General features: G+C 41.0%; 18 protein-coding genes. 12 read left to right on the top strand and 6 right to left on the bottom strand.

Annotated elements, in window-relative coordinates; genetic code table 11:
* Positions 1-44: 44 nt before the first annotated feature.
* Positions 45-887, bottom strand: a complete 843-nt coding sequence (locus MH215_RS06140; protein ID WP_239289156.1) for an AraC family transcriptional regulator — start codon at positions 885-887, stop codon at positions 45-47.
* Positions 888-1,103: 216 nt separating this feature from the next.
* On the opposite strand from MH215_RS06140, the gene MH215_RS06135 reads away from it, so the two are divergent.
* The 3 genes from MH215_RS06135 (at position 1,104) to MH215_RS06125 (ending at position 5,257) form a co-directional block, all read left to right on the top strand.
* On the top strand, positions 1,104-2,108 hold the full coding sequence (locus MH215_RS06135) for an aldo/keto reductase (protein WP_239289154.1): 1,005 nt from the start codon (positions 1,104-1,106) through the stop codon (positions 2,106-2,108).
* Positions 2,109-2,353: 245 nt separating this feature from the next.
* On the top strand, positions 2,354-3,964 hold the full coding sequence (locus tag MH215_RS06130) for an acetate--CoA ligase (protein ID WP_239289152.1): 1,611 nt from the start codon (positions 2,354-2,356) through the stop codon (positions 3,962-3,964).
* 48 nt (positions 3,965-4,012) lie between these two features.
* Positions 4,013-5,257: an aminopeptidase gene (locus MH215_RS06125; protein WP_239289150.1), complete on the top strand. Its 1,245-nt coding sequence runs from the start codon at positions 4,013-4,015 to the stop codon at positions 5,255-5,257.
* Positions 5,258-5,462: 205 nt separating this feature from the next.
* Here the strand turns inward: MH215_RS06125 and MH215_RS06120 are convergent, their stop codons facing one another.
* Positions 5,463-5,924, bottom strand: coding sequence for an AraC family transcriptional regulator (locus MH215_RS06120; RefSeq protein WP_239289148.1), 462 nt, complete (start codon positions 5,922-5,924; stop codon positions 5,463-5,465).
* A gap of 335 nt (positions 5,925-6,259) precedes the next feature.
* Here MH215_RS06120 and MH215_RS06115 point away from each other — a divergent pair, with 335 nt between their 5' ends.
* Positions 6,260-7,420, top strand: coding sequence for a leucine-rich repeat domain-containing protein (locus MH215_RS06115; protein ID WP_239289146.1), 1,161 nt, complete (start codon positions 6,260-6,262; stop codon positions 7,418-7,420).
* Between the two features lie 109 nt (positions 7,421-7,529).
* Here the strand turns inward: MH215_RS06115 and MH215_RS06110 are convergent, their stop codons facing one another.
* On the bottom strand, positions 7,530-8,162 hold the full coding sequence (locus MH215_RS06110; protein WP_239289144.1) for a nitroreductase family protein: 633 nt from the start codon (positions 8,160-8,162) through the stop codon (positions 7,530-7,532).
* A 131-nt stretch (positions 8,163-8,293) separates the two neighbouring features.
* On the opposite strand from MH215_RS06110, the gene MH215_RS06105 reads away from it, so the two are divergent.
* Positions 8,294-8,533 (top strand): hypothetical protein, encoded by a 240-nt coding sequence (locus MH215_RS06105; RefSeq protein WP_239289142.1) that lies wholly within the window; start codon positions 8,294-8,296, stop codon positions 8,531-8,533.
* Between the two features lie 197 nt (positions 8,534-8,730).
* On the opposite strand, the gene MH215_RS06100 is transcribed toward MH215_RS06105, so the two are convergent.
* Together MH215_RS06100 and MH215_RS06095 are read right to left on the bottom strand one after the other, a co-directional pair.
* Entirely contained in the window at positions 8,731-9,504 is a 774-nt protein-coding gene (locus MH215_RS06100) for a M15 family metallopeptidase (RefSeq protein ID WP_145048541.1), read from the bottom strand.
* A 291-nt stretch (positions 9,505-9,795) separates the two neighbouring features.
* Positions 9,796-10,161 carry an iron-sulfur cluster biosynthesis family protein gene (locus MH215_RS06095; protein WP_056692205.1) on the bottom strand — a complete coding sequence of 122 codons (366 nt, stop codon included), beginning with the start codon at positions 10,159-10,161 and terminating at the stop codon, positions 9,796-9,798.
* 225 nt (positions 10,162-10,386) lie between these two features.
* On the opposite strand from MH215_RS06095, the gene MH215_RS06090 reads away from it, so the two are divergent.
* Entirely contained in the window at positions 10,387-10,995 is a 609-nt protein-coding gene (locus MH215_RS06090) for a DUF1349 domain-containing protein (RefSeq protein ID WP_239289140.1), read from the top strand.
* 129 nt (positions 10,996-11,124) lie between these two features.
* On the opposite strand, the gene MH215_RS06085 is transcribed toward MH215_RS06090, so the two are convergent.
* Complete coding sequence (locus tag MH215_RS06085; protein ID WP_239289138.1) at positions 11,125-11,595, bottom strand: SET domain-containing protein; 471 nt, start codon at positions 11,593-11,595, stop codon at positions 11,125-11,127.
* Positions 11,596-11,837: 242 nt separating this feature from the next.
* Between MH215_RS06085 and MH215_RS06080 the strand changes: the two genes are divergently transcribed.
* The 6 genes from MH215_RS06080 (at position 11,838) to MH215_RS06055 (ending at position 19,744) form a co-directional block, all read left to right on the top strand.
* Complete coding sequence (locus tag MH215_RS06080) at positions 11,838-13,394, top strand: ABC-F family ATP-binding cassette domain-containing protein (protein WP_056692196.1); 1,557 nt, start codon at positions 11,838-11,840, stop codon at positions 13,392-13,394.
* Positions 13,395-13,893: 499 nt separating this feature from the next.
* Complete coding sequence (locus tag MH215_RS06075) at positions 13,894-14,073, top strand: FDLD family class I lanthipeptide (protein ID WP_186380950.1); 180 nt, start codon at positions 13,894-13,896, stop codon at positions 14,071-14,073.
* Between the two features lie 118 nt (positions 14,074-14,191).
* Positions 14,192-14,920: an ABC transporter ATP-binding protein gene (locus tag MH215_RS06070; RefSeq protein ID WP_239289136.1), complete on the top strand. Its 729-nt coding sequence runs from the start codon at positions 14,192-14,194 to the stop codon at positions 14,918-14,920.
* Positions 14,917-15,711 (top strand): ABC transporter permease, encoded by a 795-nt coding sequence (locus tag MH215_RS06065; protein ID WP_239289134.1) that lies wholly within the window; start codon positions 14,917-14,919, stop codon positions 15,709-15,711. Before MH215_RS06070 ends, MH215_RS06065 begins: the two co-directional genes overlap by 4 nt.
* A gap of 10 nt (positions 15,712-15,721) precedes the next feature.
* On the top strand, positions 15,722-16,492 hold the full coding sequence (locus MH215_RS06060) for an ABC transporter permease (protein ID WP_239289132.1): 771 nt from the start codon (positions 15,722-15,724) through the stop codon (positions 16,490-16,492).
* Between the two features lie 33 nt (positions 16,493-16,525).
* Complete coding sequence (locus tag MH215_RS06055; RefSeq protein WP_239289130.1) at positions 16,526-19,744, top strand: lantibiotic dehydratase; 3,219 nt, start codon at positions 16,526-16,528, stop codon at positions 19,742-19,744.
* Positions 19,745-19,766: the final 22 nt, after the last annotated feature.

Here is a 19,766-nt window from a genome sequence, read left to right as displayed (position 1 = left end):
AAATTTTAAAGTATTCGCTCGAATACGGAAACAGCACGTTCCCTTTAACTATGAAGTGGGGAAGGTGCTGTTTTTTGTTGCCGATACTGGGTTGGAGATTGTCCCATGACCTTTTTGAACATTTTGGAGAAGAGCAATTGATCCAGATACCCGACGGATCGAGCAATGTCACCAATACTTAGACTGGGATCAAGCGTCAGTTCAGCTGCTCTACGCATGCGATAATTCACCAGGTAGGATTGAATGCTGCTTCCGATCAGATCTTTGAAGAGTGAGCAGAGGTAACTTCGCTGTAAGCCAACATGCGAGGCAATCGCTTGAACCGTGATCGCATTAGCATAGTTCATCTCAATAAAATCAATGACCTGCGTAACATACGTATCTTTCGTATAGTCCTGCATCATAGGATGAGTGGTTTCACTAGCTTGATCAATCAGCACAGCGAAGTATTGGTATAACAAGCCGGTCATACTAATTTCCCAGCCTTTGTGTGTATTTCTAGAGCTAATCATGCGATGCAGACACGAGCGCAGCTCATCATCATTATGAAGTTCGAAGATCGGACACAGTTCAGACAGGCAAGCTTGTTGTAAGAGAGAAACTATATTGCTACCTTGAAAAGCCACCCAGCTATACTCCCATGGTTCGTTTTGGTCAGCTTCATAATGAACGACGGAGTGAGGCACAATGAGAAATCCTTGTCCTTTGTGCAACTTGTAGGTTTGCCCTCCAACTTGGAAGGTGCCTTTGCCATTCAGAATATAATGAATTTTGTAGTAATCACGCATCGCTGGGCCAAAGCTGTGCCCTGGTGTGCAAGGTTCGGTGCCATAATGGAGCAGCTGCAGCTCCTGGAATTGATTATTTTTGAACATATATGTAATCACTTTAGGTCACTCCTGTTCCAAAGGCTATATCATGCATTTTAACATATATATATGAGTAATGTATGCTTAATTGTTTTGTTTGGCATGGCATCTGATGATGATATAACAATCATTTTGCCATACGTAAGTAGTGAAATGCCATATGGTTTTCGGTAGGGATTGTCTAAGATAAAAGGGTGATCAACAATAACGCATAAGCAGAAATGAGAGATAAGCATGCCCTACACTGCAAGTAGTGAACGATACAGTGAAATGAACTATGTCCGCTCCGGTAAATCCGGAATTAGGCTGCCTCAGATCGCATTAGGATTATGGCAAAATTTTGGCGGCAATCGCACCATGGATGTTCAGACAGAAATGATCCTTCGTGCCTTCGATCTGGGCATTAATCATTTTGATCTGGCCAACAATTATGGACCACCTCCGGGGTCGGCAGAGGAGAACTTTGGTGTCATTTTCAAAAAGCATCTGCGTCCTTACCGGGATGAACTGCTCATCTCAAGCAAGGCGGGATATCATATGTGGGAAGGTCCCTACGGCGAATGGGGTTCTCGCAAAAACTTGATTGCTAGCCTCGATCAAAGTCTCAGCAGAATGGGACTTGAGTATGTCGATATTTTCTACCACCACCGTCCAGATCCTGAGACACCACTTGAAGAGACAATGGCTGCTCTTGATCATATAGTAAGACAAGGTAAAGCCCTATACGTGGGCTTGTCCAACTATAATGCTGAGCAGACCCAAGAAGCGGTTACCATTCTTCGCCGTCTGGGTACACCGTGTCTGGTTCACCAACCGAACTACTCCATGCTGAATCGCTGGATTGAGGATGGTCTTCAGGATGTATTGAACGAACAAGGCGTGGGTTCGATTGCATTCTGCCCTCTTGGCCGTGGACAGTTAACGAATAAGTATGTTGAGAAGATTACAGCGGAACGAGCGAATCCAACAGGCAATCTGAAGAAAGAAGCCTATACGGACGAACGCATTGCCAAGTTCGAGGCGCTTCAGGCGGTTGCTGAGCGTAGAGGTCAGACGATATCCCAGCTTTCGCTGAACTGGATTCTACGTGGCAACCGTGTAACCTCAGCTCTGATCGGTGCAAGTCGGGTGTCACAGATCGAAGAGAATGTGGCAGCTCTCAAGGCACCGGAATTAACAACAGAAGAGTTGAATGAGATTGATCGCATCTTAGAGGGAATTGGGAATTACCCTTGGTAATGATAGCAAAGTGAGATCGTAATGAGTAAGTCGTAATGAGTAAGTTCGTAATTGGAGAGCGCCTTTCTATGAAGAGAAAGGCGCTTTTGGTTATAAACATTGGAATTTGGTGTAACCTGATAATAAAGAGCTAATAACAGCCGAGAAATAGGCTGTTATTTTTTATTTTTGTAATGAGAATTCAGTTCATAGCACCTGGTCCTAGGATTTGAGGTATAATATATAGATGCTTTACATTTTGAAACATGAAGGAGAGGCTCCATTTGAACTTTGAACAGTGGATTTCGCCTGAAAGCTATAACCTGACATCCGAGATGGAGAACCACCCGTCAGATCGGATTGCACTTAGATGGCTCAGCGATCATCAAGAGTTGGAAGAGATCACATACGGTGATTTGTTTAAGCAAGCCAACCGTCTTGCTGGTGGATTACGTGACTTAGGACTAGAGAAGGGTGATAGAGTACTGGTCATGGTACCACGTCGTATTATCGCCTATGTCATTTACATTGCTTGCCTGAAGCTGGGCATTGCGGTTATCCCTTCTTCCGAGATGCTGCGAGCTAAGGACTTGGAATATCGTCTGCGGCACTCTGAAGCCCGTGGAGTTATTGTGTGGTCTGAGACAACAGCAGAAGTGGAGAAGATGAACGCAGACCTGCCATCACTCGCACACCGGATCGTTGCATCACCTCATGGTGAAACTGACGTACCGGCTGAAGGCTGGCTGAATGTGGAGCAGTTAATGCAAGGTCAGTCGGATGAGATGGCTGCGGTAGAAACACACCGAGATGATATCGCCATCCTTGCTTACACCTCAGGAACAACTGGTAATCCCAAAGGAGTTGTACATAGCCATGGTTGGGGATATGCTCACCTGCGGATCGCTTCTTCATTATGGCTGGATATCCAACCATCAGATACAGTGTGGGCAACCGCAGCACCTGGATGGCAAAAATGGATCTGGAGTCCATTTCTCTCTGTTCTCGGAAGAGGTGCAACAGGTCTGGTCTACAACGGATCATTCCAGCCTAAGCGATACCTACATCTAATGCAGGAACATGAGATCAGTGTGCTCTGTTGTACACCGACGGAATATCGACTAATGGCAAAAACAGATGATCTGGGACATTATGACTTGTCCAAGCTCCGTAGTGCCGTATCTGCTGGTGAGCCGCTTAATCAGGAGGTTATTGAGATCTTCCAACGTCATTTCAACCTCACGATTCGTGACGGATATGGACAGACGGAAAGCACGTTGCTTATTGGAAGCTTAAGCGGTGCGCCTACTCGAATTGGCTCCATGGGTCAATCCATCACACCAGGGCTGATTGAGATTATTGATGAAGATGGGCAGCCGCAGCCAACAGGACAAGTTGGAGATATTGCGGTGCACAAAGATATGCCTGCCTTGTTCCACGAGTATTATCAAGATGCAGGACGCAAGGAAGCCAGCCAACGGGGCGATTATTTTGTAACAGGAGATCGCGCACGTAAGGATGAAGAAGGCTACTTCTGGTTTGAAGGTCGTAGTGATGACATTATTATCAGCTCAGGGTATACGATTGGGCCATTTGAAGTTGAAGAAGCCCTTATGAAGCATGCCAGCGTGAAGGAATGTGCGGTGGTGGCGAGCCCAGATGAGATCCGAGGACATGTGGTGAAAGCTTTTGTCGTTCTTAGAGATGAATCATTGGCTTCATCAGAACTGGTACGTGAGTTGCAAAACCATGTCAAAGAATGGACAGCACCTTACAAATACCCACGTAAAATTGAATTCGTCACTGATCTGCCGAAAACAAGCTCAGGTAAGATTCGCCGAATTGAACTGCGTGAGCAGGAAAAACGAAACGTATAACTGAAATCTAGGACACTTTAAAATCTTGAAACAGGAGTGAATATATTCATGAGCGCATTTGAACAATCTTTTGAAAAATCCCTAGAACAATACGCCGAGTTGGTAGTCAAAGTCGGTGTGAATATTCAGAAAGGACAAGACCTGTTGGTCACTGCACCAATCGAGACATTAGAGTTCACCCGCTTGATCGTACAGAAGGCATATGCGGCCGGAGCGAAGTATGTGCAAGTAGACTTTGATGACGACAATATTACTCGCAGCCGTTTCGAGCGCGGTTCGGATGATAGCTTTGACTACTATCCTGCTTGGAAAGGCGACATGATGGAACGATTCGCCGAAGCAGGTGGAGCGACATTGACGATTAAAGTACCTGACCCTGAGCTGTATAAAGGTATTGACTCAGACAAGGTTTCCCGTTCGACAAAGGCTGCTGCGGAGGCACGCAAAGGATATTCCAAATACACGCGTAACCATGAAATTAGCTGGTGTCTGATCAAAGCGCCGACGAAGGCATGGGCAAACAAAGTATTTGCCGATATTCCAGAAGAAGATCGCATTAACGTGATGTGGGAAACGATCTTCAAAATGAACCGTGTGGATGGCGGTGATGCTGTGAAGAACTGGAGAGTGCACCTGGATACACTCAATACCATGAGCGACTTGCTGAATAAGAAAAATTACAAGAGTTTGCACTACCGAGCACCAGGAACCGACTTGAAGATTGAACTCGTCGACAACCACATCTGGGGCGGTGGCGGCAGCGAAAATAAACAAGGGGTCTACACCGTAGCAAATATGCCGACGGAAGAGGTATTCACAATGCCTAAGCGAAGTGGTGTGAACGGTTATGTTAGCAGTACCTTGCCGCTGAATCTGAACGGACAGCTTGTAGACCAGATGCGAATTACGTTTAAGGATGGACAGGTTGTTGCTTATACAGCAGCATCTGGCGAAGAGCATCTGAAAAACCTGTTTGCTACGGATGAAGGTGCACGCTATCTAGGTGAAGTAGCACTGGTGCCGCATGATTCTCCAATCTCTAACCTGAATCGCATCTTCTACAACACTGGTATTGACGAGAATGCTTCCTGTCATTTGGCTGTCGGAAGTGCATACCCGTTCAACATGAAGAATGGCACATCTATGTCCAATGAAGAATTGCTTCAACATGAATGCAATGTGAGTCTGACACATGTGGACTTCATGATCGGCTCTGCAGAGCTTGATATTGATGGTGAATTGCAAGATGGAACGATAGAACCGGTATTCCGCAAAGGTAACTGGGCATTCTAATTGATTCATGAACTAATTACATGATAGTACAAGAGTACTGATAAAAGATTATTAATATAAGAGCTTTTGTATAAGGGTATTGCTATAACGTTGTTAAGGGAGAAGTGACTTCGGTAAACGAAGTCACTTCTTCTATTTCTATTCATTTGTGAGCTTAATGAAAAAGCAATGTAATAGAGTTACCGTCCTGCTGACATACAAGAGTTTAGACCAACTTTACAGGCACACAAATTTCACAGAAATGATTTTTCAGAAGCTGATAGCGGTATCGTTCCATAACCGGTTTGGTATGATCAAGCGTGTGATTATTTTTTTGCAAGTGGGGGATGATCTCATTCCATGCTTGCTGCATATCCTCTGCCGTGTGTTTGACCTTACAGATCAGGTATTCTCCGCCAGACAGCTCACTCGTTTCGACAGCATCAGAATGCACAGGCTCAAGTTCAGTCATGACAATAGCTGCATCGTATCTACAATGCTGTGCAGGTGTGCTAGCCGGGTCATCTTGCGGAATGCCGAGTAAAATAGCCGCTTCGGTAAGTAGCTCCTGATCATTCGCCCATTGCTTCAACCTATCCATAGCCTCTACATTGGCTGCCCCGTACGAGCCGACCTGACGGACATAAGCAATGCGATACGATTGTAGCGTTTCGAAATACATTTCCATTGGATAACTTCCTCTCTATATTGTTTTCTGTTACATGTTGGATGTTAACATGTTATAAAAAAAATTACATAACTGAATCAATTTCATAATACCTTTAGCTGCTTAAATCAAGGCTGGATATCGATCAAAACGGTTTAATTTGTCTATAGCTAGTTACAAAAAATCCGTTTAAATGAGTTATGAAATTGATTCAACTATTTTTGACAAATGAAGAGGATGCTCTGAAGTATAATTTAAGACTTCTCACACATTGCTTCCTTTCAAGGGACATCATAGAATAGGGATAATATGTTATTCAGGATTAATAGGATTATAGTTGAGAGGAGAATCCAGCTATGGATATTACCAAGGCGTTCACGGATGAACCGTTTAGACAGTACATATTAAATCATTTTTGTGATCAGCGTGGATATATACAAGAAAGTGATGTTTTTCAGGTGAAAACGTTAAAGTTGTCCAAAATTGGCGTGAGTAATCTTCATGGGATTGAATATTTTGTAGAGCTTCGAGAGCTAGATTGTTCGTATAATCAACTAACCAGTCTGGATCTAAGTCATAACGACAAGCTGAATAGGTTAGATTGTAGAGAGAATCAGCTGCTCGCACTGGATCTCCACGCCAACACAGATTTGGAAGTGCTCCATGTTAGTTCTAATCGACTTCGGAAGCTGGATTTATCTCATAATCACAAACTCGTCGCTGTCGAATGTCATTGGAATATGCTATCTAATTTAAACTTAGATGCTCTACACCAGTTAAAGGAGCTTAGTTGCAGCTATAATGCACTTTTTTCCCTTGAACTTGCACACAACAAACAATTACAGCAGGTCGATTGTGCACATAATTATATGTTGGAGCTTGATCTAACCACATGTTCTAATCTGGTAGAGCTCCGTTGTAATCATAATCATATCAAGAAGCTGAATCTTCGATCCAATCTATTCTTGGAGAGTGTTCGGTGCTTTAATAACCACATTGACGAGCTAGATCTTAGCCAGAATGAGCATTTGGTTGAACTATATTGTTCTGAAAATAAATTAAAACAGTTGGATTATAGTCATAATCCAAAGCTAGAGAGACTCCAATATGCAGATAATCTAATCGTGGAAGAAAATCATGAAATTCATGGTATGGGTGTATTCCAATATGACGGTACAATGATTAACTATCAGATGCCTGTGCTTATTCAGGAAAATGAGCTTGTGGTTACGGTGCAAGTCTCAACCAAGGCCGAGATGCAAGACTTATCGATTTATATTGAAGAAGTATGGAAACAGTGGGATCTGCTCTGTGCCCGTGCACTTGAGATGATTGCTGAGGCACATCCTGATGAAGATGTGAATGAATTAGTGTTGGCTGATGCCGAATTCCAGCCAGACCGTTTTTTACGTTTAGGTTATGATGCGGGAGATACACCAGCCGGGCAATTATATATCTATGTCGAGTTTAATGATGATCTGGAGATTGCAAATGAATTAGTCTATGAAACGTATTAAAATGATCTTTCTATACCCAAAAAGGCTATTCTCAGATTCGTGGATCTGGTGAATAGCCTTTTATTCGAATAAGTTAGAAATCAGAGTAGTGTGCGGTGGTCAATCTTCCTTATTCGGCATTCATTTTGTTGAAGCTAACATATTCATGAATCGGTTTACGATACCCGCGCGGGCGCTGCTTCGCTTCCGACTTTTTGCCCATGGTGATCAGCATCGCAGGTACGTAATGTGCAGGAATATCCAAGCTACGTTGCAGCTCTTCAGCATCAAAGCCAATCATAGGGCAGGTGTCCCAGCCACGATCCTGGGCGATTAACATCAATTGCATGGCAGAAAGACTGGCATTGCGGATCGCGTCTTCACGCTGGAAGAACTTGCCGCGCGTTTCATAAAATTCGATGACGCTCTGCGATTCCTGTTCATATTGGAACGGGGTGAGAGCTCCAAGATTCAACAAACCTTCGTTGATTGTTCGGATATGATGGTGTGCGTTAACATCGCCTAAGACAACAATAACAGCTGAGGCTGTTTTTACTTTATATTGCTGGGAAGCTTCATATACTTTCTCTTTCTGTGCTGCATCTGTAATCACCAAATAATGCGTATGCTGCAGGTTGAAGGCAGAGGGTGCGAATTTATTTAACGCGAACATTTCTTCCAATTCAGCTTCAGAAATCTCAATACCTTCTTCAAAAATAACGGCGGATCTACGTTCTTTGACCAATCTCTCCAGCTCACTCATGGTAGGTTACCTCGCTTATGTATGTTTTATAAACTGACTATAACACACTTAGTTACTTTATGTAAGTATTATTTTCGAATAAGACAAGGTGGGTTTGCCATATTGTAAAATAAAACAGTCTGAGGTGATTCATGAAAACCTTCATTACACGTCTAAAAACAATGAATGCTCATCCTGAATTCCGGGTGTATGTCATTGAATCCTCTGCCATAAAACGTTTTTTCGTCTTGGAAATTATCTTAGGAACCATTGTATATAATCTCGCTCTGTACTTATCTCATAATGCATTGTTAGCTGGTGTTGGTTCCTGGGCAGGAACTGAAAGTGTGAAACGATTGCCCGTAGTGTTCAAAAGACTTGCTTTTGCATGATTTGCTGTGATGACAAAGGATGAACGAGGAGTGCGTGATTTGGTGTATGTATGAAAATGAATTAGAAGAGCAAGAAGAGCTATCAAAAACTCTTCTTGCTCCCATCATAGCCGATCTATATGAGATGATTAGCATGGGGGAATATCATACAACCATCCCTTTGGATGATATTAATGAAAGTGTCTGGAGTTGCTGACTTATTTGGCACGCTCTAAATATTGCTCAAGCGTCAGTTTCTGACTTGTAATTTCACCTGCGATATATACGCCGACATAACGTACATGCCATGGCTCATACGAATAACCTGTTAATTTTTCCTGATCTTTGCCATAACGAATGATGAATCCGTATTTGTGCGCATTAGCTTTCAGCCACTTACCTTCTTTGGTATTGCCAAAGCTTTGCTGTAGATCGTAACCAGCAGAGGCACTGGATATATCCATGGCAAGTCCAGTCTGATGCTCACTCTGACCTGGACGAGCGCTTGTTTTATTTGCAACGGCTTCACCTTTAATACTCGCATTACGGTCGAAGATAGACTTCTGAGTTGCGTAAGAACGGTATCCTGACACAGCTTTGATATCTATGCCGTCTTTTTTTGCAGCAGCAAACAACTTCTCAATTGCAGTTGCGGCAACTTTACGCATTTGCTTCTTCGGGCTGGAACCAGAGAAGCTAAAAGGAATACTAGGCACAACTAGATCTTGAGGTGTGTAAGTAGAAGGTAGATTTCTCTTTTTGTTAACAAGCACAACCGTGCTAGAAACATTCGTTACAGTAGCTACATTTTTAACGGTTTTGATCGTACGCCCTGGTGCATTATCATGCAGAAACTGTGTGAAGCTAGAGCTTGCAGCTGATGCTACTGGAGTCAGTGTATGATTTAGTGGAAACGTAGTAAATGCGGAGCCGGCTACTACAGAGCCAACAAGTATAGTAGAAATAATGGATTTGCGAGACAAAGATTTCATGATGTGTGTTCCTCCTCGGTTATATCAATCTATATACCGAGTATACTAGAGGATTATATCCATAGGTTCTCCAATTGTTTCCGAGTTGTAAACAAAGATGATTAATCTTCTATTTTGTTCTGAGAGTAGAGATAAAATTGCATTTGATAGGATTGAAGACTTCCCACATTGAGTAGAGGAAAAGAAAAGTGGATAAAAAGATGCAGAAAGATATAAAAAGACGTTGCAATAACTGCAACGTCTTTTGGGTGCGAATGCACATCATCGCACTTCGCTTAATGGACTGAGTGGTTATTTCAATGAACAAGCGTCGGATGCGCTTGAACTGCCAGCGGCTACAGCACGGATATCTCTCACACGCACGTTGCTGCTAAGTACACCAGCATCACTGCTTAATGTGAATGAGGCGTAATTCTGCTCTGTGTCCAGTTTCATCTGCTGTTCAAGGTTCAATTGCTGTTTCGGATCAACATAGAATGGAACCAGGTTGGTCTCAATCTGTTCATCTAGTGCAGCGGGTTCATCGATAAGCAAAATAACAATGATTCCATTACAGCCGCATCCTTCGGTATCATAAAATACTTTGAAATATCCGGGCTGATCATTCAAGCTCTCAGTTAGCCGAGCAGCAGCAAGATCTGTAATTTGAATATGCATATCGTTACACTCCTTTATAGGTTGACCGCAGTCATGAATGTAAATGGTTGAAACTTACTTCTTCTTTCATTATACCACTTTGACAAAGAATCAACGCAATTTTTTGGTCATGAGCGTGAAAAGGAGGGTATTTAGTATTGAGTCTGATATTTATTAAAGGTTCAGCAAGCTTGCTTGCCGAAGTATGGAGTAAACGGATGGAGAGCATAGAAAGGATGAGGATTGATGACATTAAATTTACTTCAGCGTCAGGCAGGGACATGGACAACAGAACCGGTCGCTAGTCGGATGGAAGGTGAACGACTTATTGTAGAAGCAAAAGAAGGAAGTGACTTTTGGGAGAAAACCTATTATGGATTCGTTCATCAAAGTGGACATGCCTTACTTGAACCTTGGGAGGGCAACGAGGCGATTGAGGTTTCATTTGATTTGAGCTCATTTACGGAGTTGTATGATCAAGCAGGGCTGATGCTCTGGCATGGTTCGAATCAATGGATCAAGGCGGGTGTGGAAGTAAACGACGGCGTGGTTCATGTTGGAGCGGTTGTCACCGATGGCTACTCGGATTGGTCGTTATCTCCTGTGCCCGAATGGGGTGGAAGGATTGTTACGATTCGCGCATCGTATCATAACGAAGCTGTTGTAATTCGTGCCCGCACGGATGAGCATGCATGGCGAACGATTCGGGTTGCAAGATTCGCGTACTCTGAGAAAAAACAAGCAGGGCCATTTTTGTGCTCACCGAAGCGTGCAGGATTTGAGGTTACATTTACGAAGTGGAGATCAACAGCACCTGATGAGGATTTGCACACCGACCCGCCTATTTTAGATTGAATGAATGGAATGTGGGTAAACTCAAAAAAAGACGGTGCTGGATAGCCCCGTCTTTGTGTTTGCATGATCGTTACTTATCTATAACAATAGAACATGAACGAACATGAAGAAGAGTGTACACAATCTGCACTACTTTTGATTCGTATCTTTAGCTTCGGAATGGGAGTCTGCGTTACCCTCATTGCTTTCCTCTGCTTCGTTCAACTCACGCATGCGCTCCTCATAATCATCGAGGAACCATAGTGGATCCATATTGTCTTCTTCACCGTTATAATTAATTAGTACTTCGTCACCAGCTTGAATGTCCGTATACGCATAAAAATCAAATGTATGATTTTCGAAGTTAATCTCATAAGTCGCGTTTGGTTCGTAAGAGTGGTTAATCAAGCTTCCATATCCAAGCAGGATGGCTGTGTGATTAGCCCCATATTCGAATACGTAATCTTCAAGAATTGTTTTCTCAATATGTTCATGATCTTCGTTAGGATAAGGGACAACCGGTGCCTGATGGAACAACTGTCCTTTAGGAATATTAACGGTAGCAAAAACTCCGCGGTTGAATTCGCCATCACCTAATTTGGATTGTTTTACTTCAATCATTATGTTCACCTAATGCTCTGCCTAGAGCTCCGTTCTTATTAATAGTTTAAGGTCAAATTTTACCCCATCTCATCTTATATGGCAAATGCTAACCTGTGTACGTTATGATCGGATGAATTCATAAGATGAAACTGTCCTATAGTAGACATCTAACTTAAAATTTTAAAAAGTTGACGTTGAGTTGTACAGGATAGAACGCTTATAATATACAAGAATAAGTCTATATAGAAAAGGTGTCATGAATGAGTATATTAAATGTGGAAAAATTAAGTCACGGTTTCGGTGACCGTGCTATCTTTACCGATGTCTCTTTCCGCCTCCTAAAAGGCGAACACATTGGTTTGATCGGAGCCAATGGTGAAGGTAAATCAACCTTCATGAACATTATTACGGGCAAACTCCAGCCAGACGAGGGCAAGGTGGAATGGTCCAAACGGATGCGTGTAGGTTATTTGGATCAGCATGCCGTATTAAGCAAAGGACAATCCATCCGTGATGTACTTCGCGGTGCGTTCCAGTATCTGTTTGATATGGAGCAGGAAATGAACGACATGTATGGCAAAATGGGAGATGTGACTCCAGAAGAACTTGAGCAACTGCTTGAGGATGTGGGTACAATCCAAGATACGTTGACGAATCAGGATTTCTATATGATCGATGCTAAAGTGGACGAGACAGCACGTGGTCTTGGTCTTACAGACATTGGCTTGGATAAAGACGTTAACGATCTAAGTGGTGGACAGCGTACGAAGGTATTGCTTGCTAAGCTGCTGCTTGAGAAACCAGACATTTTGCTCTTGGATGAGCCGACGAACTATTTGGATGAGCAACACATCGAATGGCTGAAACGTTACTTACAGGAATACGAGAATGCCTTCATTCTGATCTCGCATGATATTCCATTCCTGAATAGTGTAATTAACTTGATCTATCATATGGAAAATCAAGATCTGACTCGTTATGTCGGAGACTATGACCATTTCCAAGAAGTCTATGAGATGAAGAAGCAACAACTGGAGTCTGCTTATAAGCGTCAACAACAGGAAATTGCTGATCTCAAAGACTTTGTTGCTCGCAACAAGGCAAGTGTGGCCACGCGGAATATGGCGATGTCCAGACAGAAGAAGCTTGATAAAATGGACGTAATTGAGCTGGCGAAGGAAAAACCGAAGCCACAGTTTAACTTCCGTGATGCAAGAACTTCCGGCAAGCTTATTTTCGAGACGAAAGGGCTTGTAATTGGTTATAATGAACCCTTATCCAGACCGCTTGATTTGCGGATGGAACGTGGTCAGAAGATTGCACTTGTCGGCGCAAACGGAATCGGTAAAACGACACTGATGCGTAGCATTCTGGGAGAGATTCAAGCTCTCGAAGGTACTGTACAACGTGGAGAACATCTGGAGATTGGATACTTCCAACAAGAAATGAAGGACGCAAACTACAATACCTGCATTGAAGAGATCTGGCAGGAGTTCCCTTCATATACGCAGTTTGAAGTGCGTGCTGCTCTAGCGAAATGCGGATTAACTACGAAGCATATCGAGAGTAAAGTTGCCGTGCTTAGTGGTGGGGAAAAGGCCAAAGTTCGTTTGTGCAAGCTGATTAACAATGAAACCAATCTACTTGTACTCGATGAGCCCACGAACCATCTGGACGTTGATGCGAAGGAAGAACTGAAACGTGCACTCAAAGCATACAAAGGCAGTATTTTGCTAATCTCTCACGAACCTGAATTTTACCGTGACGTTGTTACCGAAACGTGGAACTGCGAATCATGGACAACAAAGGTATTCTAGAATCTGAAGCAGTAAAGCTGTCTGAGAAAATAACCGTTCAATTCATATTAGAGTTGATGAACAACGTAAACCATCATTGGAAATGGATCATTCCATGCCAATGATGGTTTATTTTTTTTGTTTTTTTACAAAAAAACAAAAATAGAATTTATTGAAACAAAATGTAAAATGATAGGTGAGTTGCTCGAATCATCCAATCTATTTGTGTTGAAAAAGTTATATTTACATTATTTAAGTAATTATATAAATATTTAACTAAAGGTATATAATAAAACTTATATGTAATTTATTGTTTACAATATCGGTGTTGTGTGATATTTTAATAAAGAAGATAGATTACATATTTTATTATAAATTACATTTTTGCTTAAAATGATTTGTGTATGAGGATACTAAAAGGTGACGATCTTTTAGCACTCCTTCATATAAATTTGACTTCCAAGACCTTACAAAAGAATTGGCAAGATCTAAATAATTCATTTTGAGGAGTGTAATGAAAATGGAAAAAGGCATTTTTGATCTTGATGTGCAAATTAACAAATCTAAGGATCCTGTTCAACCCCAATTAACTAGTGTTTGGAACTGTACTGGGGGTTGCGGTCCACAAACTAGAACGGCTAATACCTGTGCACCGACTGCAGGTAAAGGTTGTATCTCCAATATTGGAGCATTGTGTTAATACACAAACATATTTTTGGTTTAGAGTTAGTTCATGAATGATTTATAAACGGGAAGAGACTGAATAAGTCTCTTCTTGTTATTTAGGCTGGTAATTTACGAACATAAGGAGAGTCATAATGAAAGATATCGTTATGGAAGTGAGCAATATAACGAAAACGATTGGCAAACGTGAAATTGTTCAGGATACATCCTTCAAGTTAGAAAAAGGTAAGATTTATGGTTTTATTGGCCCTAATGGAGCGGGGAAAACGACAATGATGCGAATGATGACAGGATTGATGCATCCGTCTAGTGGGCAAGTCACGATTGACTCCTATGATGTTAATAAAGATCGTAAGAATGCACTATCACAGGTAGGAGCGATTATTGAATCTCCTATTTTTTTTGAATATATGACAGGTAGACAAGTTTTGCGTAATCTGGCACGTATGCACTCTAACATCCTTAAGACAGAACGGGAATCACATATTAGTAAGCTTCTTGACAGAGTAGGGCTACAGGGAAGAGGCGACGATAAGGTTAAGGGATACTCGCTAGGGATGAAGCAGCGTCTCGGGATTGCACAAGCTTTGCTTGGGAATCCGAAGCTTTTGTTGCTTGATGAACCTTCAAATGGCCTAGATCCAATGGGGATGAGGGGTCTGCGAGACATCATATTTGGTTTGAGGGATGAATTTGAATATGCTTTTTTTATTTCAAGTCATTTGCTGGATGAGCTTCAACAAATGTGTGATGAGCTAATCATTATTAAAGAAGGAAGAATTGTTTGGAAAGGTTCAACGAAAGAATTGATTGGAGACGGTGAACGACTGGAAGATGCCTTTGTGGAGTTAATGAAAGCATGATTACGTTATTGGGAACTGAATGGGAAAGATTGTGGGCGAAGCGTTGGACATGGTTGCTGATTTTAGTGGTACCTGGTCTTGCTTATCTATCGGCAGATTATTTTGAATCGTTTCAGTCTAGCACTGAACTATTATCTGATACGTTTGTGCTGGCAGGATTGAGAAACAATTTGTATTTTCCTGTGAATATCATCTTAGCTGCACTAGTCGCAACTGTTTTTACAGAGGAATACCGTGGGGGACAGTTGCGTTATGTATTTTTGAGACATTACACACGGAGACAGATTTTTATCAGCAAGATGTTACTGATTTATATTTTGATTTTTCTTATGTTAGTTTGGTTCTCCGTTTCGTTGTACATCTTAGGATATATTATGTTCTCACATAGTGAAAGTCTGAGGATTCCCTCTATCGAAATAGTCGCGTATACGATTAAATATTATGCTTGGGCATTTCTATCACTAGTTGGCATTACTAGCTTGTTTTCTTTTTTTGCTATGTATAGTAAGAATGTTACCTATGCGATGGGGATCGGGATGTTATATATTTTAACTTCATTGTTGATTGACGGATTGTTTGTGCGTATTGCAGCATCATTTGATTCGGTTCCTATTTTACAGTTAAGCATTACGTATATGATGATCCCATTCTTACAGCATACTGGATTAGATGAAATTATAACGGACAGATCTAACGCAGCGATAGCTGTTGTTATTGTTATAACAATACATTTTGTGGTGTTTACATGGAGCGCTTATCGCCGCTTTGTCAAAACCGATTATTTGTACTAGGAGGTCAATAATGCTAGGTATATGGACAAGTGAATTAGAACGAAATTGGAAAAGAAAATCTAAGATTGTTCTATATGCTGCATTTTTAGTTTTAGTTATTCTAAATATTTTAGGCGCAAGTTCCTCTGGAATGGGAGAGTTTCGATTTGGGGAAGGCAGTATAACACTTAACACTCTTAATGCCCCGTGGTTTGTAATGAATGGTATTTCATTACTGATGGTTGCTGCACTTTTACCTATTGTTTATATCGATCACTTAAGCGGCGAACTTTACTCCGGCGGATACAGAATTTACGGTCTTCGTCCTTACCGAAGATTTGAATTATGGCTGGGTAAAATACTTGCCTTGGCTGTGACTACGTTGATTTTTATTCTAGTTACGTATGGGATCGCCATGATTGGATCAAAAATATTTTTTCCTAGCACCGACACAACTACTCTGTACAGAACTGAAGGTGAGGTCGGCAGGTTATCTGCCGAATGGTACACTGTGAAGTTTTACGCCGTTTTTCTACTAACTTGTTTAGCTAAATTATTATTTTGCAGTGCCATTTGTGTATTCATCTCAAGACCACTCATAGCGTTCTTGGCAGTATCGGGATTGTCCGTTGTCATTTATCACTACTTAGCTACCGAGTTAGTATTTTTATTTGATCCATTTCAACAAATTTTGCTGGCTCTTAGACCAGAAGGTTCATACAAATTTTTGATTTATTTAATTGGATCTATGGTGGTATTTGGAAGCATTAGTTTTGTGGGCTGGCAAAAGAAAGTGATATAGAACTATTCATGGATGAGAGGGGACATAATGATAATGGAGCGGAATTCATATAGAGCGTTAGATTTTTTTATGATAAGAACCCCTATTCTACCTTTTGATACATTTCTAAAATGCTTTCCCTCAAGCAACAAAGAGTGTGATTCAACTGAAGGTTATTCTGTCGAACGTTTGATCCAGTTAGCTCAGCAGCCGGTTATTAGAGAAGCGCTTCTCGTTGCAAGTCCAAGCCTCTATAGATCTCTCTTAAAGTTGGACGGGAAGGCAGTAACCAAAAATCATGAGCAGTTAATAACAAGTATTATGAAGTATGTCATCCGAATGATGAGTAGACCAACGCCATTCGGTCTATTCTCAGGAGTTATGGTGGGACAGTTCGCCTCTGAGTCACAACTTAATCTTAACGGAATCCCATCTTACAAAAAAAGAGCACGCCCAGACATGGAATGGGTCCTAAAATTAATAGAGTTACTCGAAGAGGTACCAGGCGTGGTGGAGCAGCTTCGTATTTTTCCTAATTCCCTAGTATATCGACAAGGCAATAGAGCAAAAATCCCGTATGTAACGCGATTTGGAAAAATGGACTATGGTGAAAATGATAGCATATCCATTAAAGCAACGATTGTCTTTGATTTTATTATGGAATGTTTAGATACCCCAATTACATGTTTCGATTTGGTTGAGCGACTTAAAATGAAATTTCCAGGAACTGATTCCGAGATTGTTATTCACTATGTGAAACAGTTATTAAAACAAGAATTTTTAATTACTGAAATGCGGCCTTCCACGATTGACAAAGATCCTTTTCAGTATATTTTGAGTGTTGTAACTGACTTGTCTGGTATCGATGAGATAAAAGGTAAATTAATTGAGATAAAATCTAAAATTGATTTATATAACCAGTCTACGATTGGAGCAGGGCTGGAGCTTTTTGCACATATTTCTAACCTAATGAACGAACTCATTCCAATTCATACACCTGCATTGCAAGTTGATGTATCTCTCGTAGATCAGTCTTTACGACTGAATGAACATATACGTGCAGATGTTGAGCAAACGGCCGGCATTCTTAATGGACTTTCCTATTCCTCCAATCAGCACTTAAAGGAGTATGTCCATGAGTTTTTGGAGAAATACGGAGATCATAAAGAGGTACCTCTTCTAGAGCTTATTGATGATGAATTAGGTTTGGGTGCTCCAGCAACATATCGTCATCCTGAGAGTCGGAGAAGAGTTCAACATACTAGTATGGACAATTCTCGCAAACGATTGAAACAAGAACAACGATTGATGGAATTATTGCTGGGTGCCTTACATAAAGGAAATCAGAAACTGGAGCTTACTGAAAATGAAATTCAAGAGCTTCTTACTATAAATAATTCTTCTAATAACACAAATACAACATTGCCATCTATGGAGTTATATTTCTCGCTATACACTCAGAATCGTAAAACCCTTGATAAAGGTGAGTACACATTAGTGCTCGGGCCCAATTCAGGCTCTAATGGAGCAGGAAAAACATTTGGCCGATTCATGGATATTTTCGATCCAGCTTTTCAAGAGCAATTCAAGATCATTTCAGAAGAAGAACAAAAAATATGCCCAGATCAAGTTTGGGCTGAAGTTACTTATTTACCGAGTTCCGGAAAAACAACAAATGTAATGCTTACTAAAAATTATCGAAACTATGAGATTGCGCTTGGTACAACTTCTTCACTCTCGGCTGCACAGCAAATAAAAGTATCCGACCTTGTCGTTGGAGTGGATGGAGATAACTTATACATTAAATCCATACATCATGACAAAGAGATTATACCTACTGTAGGTCATATGCTAAATTATCAACAAACTCCTAATGTGTATCGATTTCTAATAGAGGTTGGGTTAATGAAGTTTGAACAATGGTCTGCTCCGAATTTTGGATTTATGTTGCAGGCTCCATTTACACCAAGAATTCAATATAAAAGAATTGTTTTGTCTCCAGCAAAATGGAAACTTCGTTTGCCAAATCGGTATAACAATAAAGAACACAAGAATGGCAAGGATGCGGTTCGATTAAGAGAATGGATTACGGATTTTATCCAACAATGGAATGTTCCGAGGTACGTTTATTTAATTGATTCGGATCATCGTATATTGTTAGATATAGAACACCCTTTACACATGAATGAGATTTTGAAGATTTTAAGCAAAACTCAACAAGTTGATCTCATTGAACATGTGGGGGGCTTCGAAGAGCTACCTATTCGGCAAGAAGAAGGTTTATTAACAGCAGAGTTTGTATTTCCACTCGTGAATAAAAATGTCTTAAAAAGTGATAAAGAATCTAACTTTGCTTACAGAACCGCAATAACAAGAAAAAATTCAGATTATGAAGTACATTTTCCCGGCGGCGACTGGTTCTATGCCAAGTTATATGGATTAGATAGTAGACAAAACGAATTCATTGCCTTGCATTGGGCTGATTGTATTGAGCAGGCCAGAGCTTTCGGACTTATAGATTTTGGATATTTTATACGCTACGCGGATCCTGAACCGCATATTAGAGTCAGGTTTAGAATCAAGTCAAGAGATAAATCACAAGCCTTTGCGGAATTGTTTCACGAATGGAGTACAACATGGTTTCAGGATGGCTTTTTAACAAAATTCATTGTTGATGCGTATGAACCTGAGATCGAACGATATGGTGGCGTTGGCTTGATGAAATTGGCAGAAGAAGTTTTTTCATCTGATAGCCTGATTGTGAGCAAACTCATCCGTCTGATTCGATTCGAGAAACCCAATATTGAAATTGAGCAGGTAGCTATTATGAGCGTTGTCCACCTTCTGAATCAGCTAGGGTACAGCCCGGCAGAATGTTATAAAACTCTGAATCAAAAGTTTGATGTTAAGGAATATTTGGATGAGTACCGCAATATAAGAAAAAGTGTCATGGGGCTATTGAATACCTATTTTGAATGGAGTACTACACAAATACAATCTGAAGCAGATCAGCTATATCATGATATTTTCTCTGTATTAAGAATAAGAAATCAGGATTCATCGGCCTATTTCAAACAACTTGTAACGTGTGAACAGCAGAAGAGTTTAACCAACAGTCCAGATGATATTGTGTTCAGTATTATTCATATGCATTTGAATCGACTCATCGGTATTGACCGCAAATTGGAACATAAAATCATGATTATGTCCCGTCACGCAATGAACAGCATTGTTCAGTATCATCAGAAAGTGGGATCACTTAGTAAAGTTTGATGTTTGTATATTATAAATAAAT

It is taken from the genome of Paenibacillus sp. ACRSA (genome assembly GCF_022346845.1).
GTDB lineage: Bacteria > Bacillota > Bacilli > Paenibacillales > Paenibacillaceae > Paenibacillus.
This window is presented reverse-complemented; position numbering and strand designations above follow the sequence as displayed.